Source organism: Caloramator sp. ALD01 (genome assembly GCF_000472625.1).
Taxonomy (GTDB): domain Bacteria; phylum Bacillota; class Clostridia; order Clostridiales; family Caloramatoraceae; genus Thermobrachium; species Thermobrachium proteoclasticum.
Window position 1 is genome coordinate 1 of sequence record NZ_AXAA01000052.1, and the last position, 6,886, is coordinate 6,886.

Annotated in this window: 8 protein-coding genes and 1 rRNA gene; 7 read left to right on the forward strand and 2 right to left on the reverse strand. The window is 30.6% G+C overall.

The annotated features are described in order from the left end of the window. On the reverse strand, positions 1 to 213 hold a 213-nt coding region (locus A3M9_RS0111845), incomplete at its 3' end, for a transposase family protein (protein ID WP_035166648.1). Positions 214 to 560: 347 nt separating this feature from the next. Then, positions 561 to 1,121 (reverse strand): nitroreductase family protein, encoded by a 561-nt coding sequence (locus A3M9_RS0111855; RefSeq protein ID WP_027309384.1) that lies wholly within the window; start codon positions 1,119 to 1,121, stop codon positions 561 to 563. Positions 1,122 to 1,272: 151 nt separating this feature from the next. Between A3M9_RS0111855 and A3M9_RS0111860 the strand changes: the two genes are divergently transcribed. From A3M9_RS0111860 to A3M9_RS0111890, 7 genes are all read left to right on the forward strand, one after another. Further along, a complete protein-coding gene (locus A3M9_RS0111860; RefSeq protein ID WP_027309385.1) occupies positions 1,273 to 1,587 on the forward strand; it encodes a helix-turn-helix domain-containing protein in 315 nt (104 codons plus the stop codon). Positions 1,588 to 1,827: 240 nt separating this feature from the next. Beyond that, positions 1,828 to 2,382 (forward strand): uracil-DNA glycosylase, encoded by a 555-nt coding sequence (locus tag A3M9_RS0111865; RefSeq protein ID WP_027309386.1) that lies wholly within the window; start codon positions 1,828 to 1,830, stop codon positions 2,380 to 2,382. Between the two features lie 31 nt (positions 2,383 to 2,413). Then, positions 2,414 to 2,635, forward strand: coding sequence for a DUF3892 domain-containing protein (locus tag A3M9_RS0111870; protein ID WP_035166650.1), 222 nt, complete (start codon positions 2,414 to 2,416; stop codon positions 2,633 to 2,635). Between the two features lie 127 nt (positions 2,636 to 2,762). Then, positions 2,763 to 3,335 (forward strand): uracil-DNA glycosylase, encoded by a 573-nt coding sequence (locus A3M9_RS0111875; protein ID WP_035166653.1) that lies wholly within the window; start codon positions 2,763 to 2,765, stop codon positions 3,333 to 3,335. 13 nt (positions 3,336 to 3,348) lie between these two features. Beyond that, the gene (murD, locus tag A3M9_RS0111880; protein WP_027309389.1) at positions 3,349 to 4,713 is read left to right on the forward strand and encodes a UDP-N-acetylmuramoyl-L-alanine--D-glutamate ligase; all 1,365 of its coding nucleotides are present in this window, start codon (positions 3,349 to 3,351) and stop codon (positions 4,711 to 4,713) included. Between the two features lie 120 nt (positions 4,714 to 4,833). Further along, positions 4,834 to 6,195: a sodium-dependent transporter gene (locus tag A3M9_RS0111885; protein ID WP_027309390.1), complete on the forward strand. Its 1,362-nt coding sequence runs from the start codon at positions 4,834 to 4,836 to the stop codon at positions 6,193 to 6,195. Positions 6,196 to 6,588: 393 nt separating this feature from the next. Continuing rightward, positions 6,589 to 6,886 (forward strand): 16S ribosomal RNA (locus tag A3M9_RS0111890); the annotation flags it as partial.

Sequence of the window (6,886 nt, forward strand, 5' to 3'; positions counted from 1 at the left end):
AATAAGAACCGTAGGTTTTAAGAAAAAAGGAAGATGTTTAACACGTTGAATTCTATAGTCGTGAACTCTACGAGTTTCAGAATTACAACGAGGACAAGTATGAGGCTTCTTTTTCATTTCTAAATAAATTTCATAGCAAACATTATCAAGTACTTTTGTTATAATAACATCTTTAAAACCAAGTAAATTTTTGATACAATTATTAGTGTGCACTTGTAGGATGCCTCCTTTCAGGTAATATTTTTGTAGTTAATTTAATTTTACCAGGCATCTAAAACAGGTGCATATTTTTTTGTAAAAAAATATGCTGGGGTTACGCCCCAACATTTATTATAGAACCTTTATTTACTTCAAATACATCTAAAAGGCCCTTGGAGTACCTGTACGCATTCAAGAAAGGTCGGTTAAGCTCCGCAGGGCCGATGGTACTGCACCGCATGGTGTGGGAGAGTAGGTCGCTTAAAGATTTGTTTTTTATAAATAGAAAGGATAGGCATTCAGATAGAATACCTGTCCTTCTTGTTATATATAATAAAAAAAGACTGAGGATTATCTCAGTCTTATCTTATATATTGTACAGTACCTTCACGTCTTGCAGGAGCATTTATAGCTTTTGTATCTTTATATCCAAGTGCAATAGCATAATAAGGTGTAAATCCTTCTGGTATATTTAATTTCTTTTTATATTCTTCTGCCTTAGGACCGTTGAATAAGAAGGATATAAACCCATTCCAACAAGAACCGATATTTAATGATTCAGCAGCTATTAACATATTTTGAGTTGCAGCAGCACAGTCAACCTGAGGCATCATAGCACTATCCATTCCAGATACAATTATAAGAGTAGGAGCTCCATAGAATACATCAAGTTTTTCGTTGTTAGCCATTTTTTGAATTACTTCATCATTAAATCCTTTAGCAGCTTCTTTAGATTCTCTATTTAATTCTTTTATAAGTTCAGAATTTTGTATAACAGTAAAATTCCAAGATTGTTGATTGTGAGCACTTGGTGCATAAAGTCCTGCTTCAATTATTGCTTGAAGTTCTTCATTTTTTATTTGTTCGCTTTTAAATTTTCTTGTTGTTCTTCTTGATTTAATTACCTTTAAAGTTTCGTTTATCATATTATACCTCCAAATAAAGAATGGATTTTTGATACTATAGTATTTACAGCTATGTTCGAACATATTATACTTAAATTATAAAATATATATAAAAAAAATAAAGTATGCACTTAAAAGTAATATACTATCAAAAAGGAGAGTAATATTTATGCATCAAGAGAAAACCTATAATTGTCCTGTTGAATATACTCTGAGCATAATTGGTGGCAAATGGAAGACGGTAATTTTGTGGCACCTCTCAAATAATGAAGTCTTAAGATATGGAGAGTTAAAAAGACTTGTAAATGGTATAACACATAAAACATTAAGCAATCAATTAAAAGAGTTAGAGGCAGATGGATTAATAAATAGAAAGGAATATTATCAAATTCCACCTAAGGTAGAGTATTCTTTAACTGAAAAGGGAAAGGGATTAATGCCTATTTTAAAGGCTCTTTGCGAATGGGGTTCAAAAAATATGTAAAAAAAGAGCCAGGGGGTCTCCTGGCTAGGGTCAGTTAATAGGGTTCAATCATGGGGATATGTTATATGAAAGGGTCTTTTCGCTATTCATTACAATATAAATATAACACATTTATATTTAAAGTGCAACATATTTAATAAAAAATAATAAAAATATTAATTAATAAAAATAAAATTATGATATATATTCTGTTATATAATACAATAATACATTATATAACAACGAATAGGGGTAGATTATATGAGTTATTTAGATGAATTAAAGTTATATGTGAATAACTGTAATAGATGTAGGCTATCACAAAGAAGAAAAAATGTTGTATTTGGTGAGGGTAATTTGAATGCAAAGCTTATGTTAATAGGTGAAGGACCGGGTGAAGAAGAAGATAATACAGGTAGGCCTTTTGTAGGAAAAGCTGGTAAACTATTAGATAAGATGCTTGAGGCAATTAATATAAAGAGGGAAGAGGTATATATAGCAAATATAGTTAAATGTAGGCCTCCTAATAATAGGGTTCCCTTTGAAGATGAAGCAAAGACTTGCATAGTATATTTAAGAAAGCAGGTAGCAATAGTAAAACCAAAAATAATTGTGTGCTTAGGTGCAACTGCAGCAAGATATGTTATAGATGAAAATATAAAGATAACTAAGGATAGAGGAATATGGTATAAAAAAGGTGATTTTTATATTATTGCAACTTTTCATCCAGCAGCTCTTTTAAGAGATGAAAATAAAAAGAAATTAGCGTGGGAGGATTTAAAAAAGATTAAGGCAATGTATGAAACCCTTTCGTAGGTGAAAAAATAACTAAAAAGGAGGGGTTATAATGAGAATTACTGGAGTAAAGCACGACAAAAATGGAGAGATAATTTCTTATAGATTAAGTACAGGTCAAATAATTTCAAAGGGAGAAGGTATAAAACTTGCAGAACAAGGACAGATTGAGGGTGTTACTGTTGGTGTATCTAAAACTGGAGAAAAATTTTTAAGAAGTTTGCCAGATGGTGATAGCAGTAATAATTTAGATAATTTGCCTGAAATAATGTAAAACTTGATGTACTTATTACAGAGAATAATAAATCACAATTGAAAAATAATATATTAAAAAGTCCTCTATAAAAAATAGAGGACTTTTTTTACAAAGAATAGTAAAATATATAGGAAGGAGTGATAATATGGATTTAAATACTGTATATGAACAATATCGTGATAGAATAAAAGATATATATGGAGAGGATGTAAAGATAGTTTATGGTGTTGGAAATATAGATGCAGAAATTATGCTAATAGGTGAAGCACCAGGAAGATTTGAAGAAGAACAGGGCAAACCTTTTGTAGGTCAAGCAGGTAAAAATTTAGATGAGTTTATAAATATATTAGAAATAAAAAGAGAAGATTTATTTATAACAAATGTGGTAAAAATAAGACCTTATAAAATAAATGAAAAGACAGGAAGAAAGGTAAATAGAGCACCAAATAAAAAAGAAATAGAATTATCTTTAGATACTTTGTTAAAGGAGATAGAAATAGTATCACCAAAAATAATTGTAACTCTTGGCAATACTCCTCTTAAGGCATTGTTAGGGGATATAAAAATTGGAGATGTACACGGGAAAGTTATGGAGTATAATGGAAGATTTTTATATCCATTGTATCATCCTGCGAGTATAATATATAATAGAGCTTTGTATGATGTTTATATAGAAGATTTAAAAAACTTGAAGAAATATATTAAAAGCAATAATTAGGGAGGCGTTTTAATTGGCATATTCATTTGATGAATTTAAAAAATTTGTGTTTAAGAAAAAGGTTGCAATAGTTGGAGCTGGTGTAAGTAACACTCCTCTTATTCAAATGATGTTGGATTTAGGTGCAAATGTAGTTGTGTGTGATAAAAAAACAAGTTTAGGGGAATATGAAGAAGAATTAAAAAAGAAAGATGTTAAACTTTATTTAGGTGAAAATTATTTAGAGGGGACAAAAGAAGCAGATATTATATTTAGAACACCGTCTTTAATGCCTACAAACCCTTATATAAAAGAAGCACTTGATAGAGGTGCTTATGTTACGTCAGAGATGGGAGAATTTTTAAAATACTGTAAAGGCAAGGTTATAGGTATTACAGGAAGTGATGGCAAGACAACTACAACAACCCTTGTTTATGAAATGCTCAAAAAACAAGGATATAATGTGTTTTTAGGAGGAAATATAGGTAATCCTTTATTTCATAGAATTGAAGAAATAAAGGAGAATGATTTTGTTGTATTAGAACTCTCAAGTTTCCAGCTAATTGATGCAAAGTTTTCTCCCAAGGTATCAATTATAACAAATATAACGCCTAATCATTTAGATATTCATAAGGATATGCAGGAGTATATTGAATCTAAGAAAAATATATTTTTACATCAAGAAGAAGGTGGAGTTGTTGTTTTAAACAAAGATAATGAAATAACAAGAAAAATTGCAGAGGAAACGGATAAAAATGTAAGATTATTTTCAAGAAAAGAAAAGGCATTTTCATATTTAGAAGAGGATAATCTAATAATAGATAATAATATTGTATGTCATATTGATGAAGTAAAGCTACCAGGTATGCATAATATAGAAAACTTACTTGCAGCTTTTGCAGCTGTATATGACTTTGTTTCTATAGATACTATGAGATATGTGGCAATGAATTTTTCAGGAGTAGAACATAGAATAGAGTTTGTAAGAGAAGTAAATGGAATAAAGTTTTATAATGATTCAATCGCATCAAGTCCAGCAAGAACATTAGCAGGTTTAAAATCCTTTAAACAAAAGGTTATATTGATTGCAGGTGGATATGATAAAAACATACCATTTGAGCCATTAGCAGAGGAAGGAATAGATTATATTAAGTGTTTGGTTTTACTTGGAAAGACAAAGGATAAAATAAAGAATGCGTTTTTAAAAGTTATGGAGGAAAGAAATATAGAGATACCAATAGTGATTGCAGATAGTTTAGAAGATGCAGTGTTGAAGGCTTATAATGCAGCAGAAAAGGGAGATATCATAACTTTATCGCCTGCATGTGCTAGTTTTGATATGTTTAAAAATTTTGAGGAAAGAGGTCGAATTTTCAAAGAAATTGTAAATAAAATTTGATTGACTATAACTTGCATTTTTTATACAATTATAAACAATAATATAAAGCACCCATAAGCTGTTGGGTGCTTTATATTATAACGAAAGTTTAACAATTTAAATTATTAAAGGGGGATTATTATGGAAAACAAAAAAAGAGAGACGTTTTCATCGGGACTTGCAGTTTTCTTTGCAACATTAGGTTCAGCAGTAGGCTTAGGTAATATATGGAGATTCCCATATATTACTGGTATGAATGGTGGAGGTGGATTTTTATTCATCTACATATTGTGTATACTATTTGTTGGTATACCTATAATGATAAGTGAATTCTATATTGGAAGAAAAACAAGAGCCAATGCTGTAGGAGCTTTTAGAAAATTAAATAAAGAGAATTTTAAATTTATAGGACTTATGGGTGTATTATCATCTTTTTTAATTATGTTCTTTTATAGTGGAGTTGCAGGATGGGTTTATTCATATGTTTTTAAAAGTTTAATTGGTAAATTCAACGGAGTAACTCCTGAACAGGCAAATGAAATATTTACTTCAACAATATCAAACTATGGTATGGCATATTTATGGCAAGTTATTGTTATGGTTGTAGTATCAACAATCCTGATAATGGGAGTTAAGAATGGAATAGAAAAAGTTACTAAAACATTGATGCCTCTTCTATTTATATTGATAATAATAATGGATATAAGAGCCTTAACATTAACAGATTCTTTTGAAGGAGTAAAATTCCTATTTAAGGTTGATTTTTCAAAGGTTACACAAGCAAGCATACTAATTGCATTAGGGTTAGCCTTCTTTAAGTTATCGATAGGTATGGGAACAATGATTACGTATGGTAGTTATTTTACAGAAGATAATGATATGCCACAAACTGCATTTAAGGTTGCCTTTTCAGATCTTTTAGTATCATTGCTTGCGGGACTTGCTATATTCCCTGCTGTATTTAGTTTTAAGATGGAACCTGCTGCAGGACCAGGACTTTTATTTATGACAATACCTTTAGTATTTTCAAAGATGCCGCTTGGTAGAGTGTTACTTACTTTATTTTTCCTTTTAACTTCATTTGCGGCTACAACAGCAATGATTTCGTTGGTTGAAGTTCCTGTTGCTTATTTATCAGAAGAAAAGAAAATGGATAGAAAAAAGGCAGTTCTATTAACAGCGGTTATAATACTTGTGTTTGGATTTTTAGCAACAGCATCAATAGCTGGGGGTAATCCAATAGCTGAAATCAAAGCATTTGGAAAGAATTTCTTTGATCTATTTGATTTTGTATCAAGTAACATATTACTACCACTTGGTGGATTATTTATAACTATATTTATAGGATATTTTATTGATAGAGATGATATAGTAAATGAATTGAGTAATGGAGGAAAGATAAGCAACCAAGCAATATTAACAGCATTTTTAATATTAATAAGATATATTTCTCCTCTATTAGTTGTTATTATATTCTTAAATTCACTGGGTGTGTTTAAATAAAAAGGGAATCGTTAAAAATTTAGGTGCCATTAGGCTGCTTTAAGTAGTTTAAGGCACCTATTTTATTTGAAATGATTTTATCTAAAATATTGATTTATCTATGAATATATTATGCAACGGGACTTGGTGTATCATAATGAATAATAAAGAGAAATAAATAAAAAAATAGAGAAATAACGTGATAATTTATAATAATTATGATTAATAAATATGATATAAATAAGGTTGAATGATAATATATAAAAGTCGCTTGAAGCGAGCGACAGAAAGAAATAAAAACACCGAAAAAAAAGGTGTTGACAAGATAAAAAAGACGTGATAAGATAAATAAGCGTCAACGGTCCTTGAAAACTGAACAGCGAGAGCGAACGTACCAAATAAGAAGCTAGGTTATAACATAAGAGTTTGATCCTGGCTCAGGACGAACGCTGGCGGCGTGCCTAACACATGCAAGTCGAGCGATATGGAGGTTGGATGTTAGAGGTTAGAGGTTTGAATAGAAGAAATTCCTACGGAATTTCAACAAGTATCCAACTTCTAATTTCCAACATCTAACCTCTATATAGCGGCGGACGGGTGAGTAACACGTGGGTAACCTGCCCTTGAGAGGGGGATAACAGGTCGAAAGGCCTGCTAATACCGCATAATGCTAAGAAGCTGCATGGCGTCTTAGCCAAAGGTTAATTCCGCT

Coding starts and splice junctions, on each gene's coding strand:
- A3M9_RS0111870 (WP_035166650.1), top strand. CDS start 2,414: ATGAGAATTACTGGAGTAAAGCACGACAAAAATGGAGAGATAATTTCT.
- A3M9_RS0111860 (WP_027309385.1), top strand. CDS start 1,273: ATGCATCAAGAGAAAACCTATAATTGTCCTGTTGAATATACTCTGAGC.
- A3M9_RS0111865 (WP_027309386.1), top strand. CDS start 1,828: ATGAGTTATTTAGATGAATTAAAGTTATATGTGAATAACTGTAATAGA.
- A3M9_RS0111875 (WP_035166653.1), top strand. CDS start 2,763: ATGGATTTAAATACTGTATATGAACAATATCGTGATAGAATAAAAGAT.
- A3M9_RS0111885 (WP_027309390.1), top strand. CDS start 4,834: ATGGAAAACAAAAAAAGAGAGACGTTTTCATCGGGACTTGCAGTTTTC.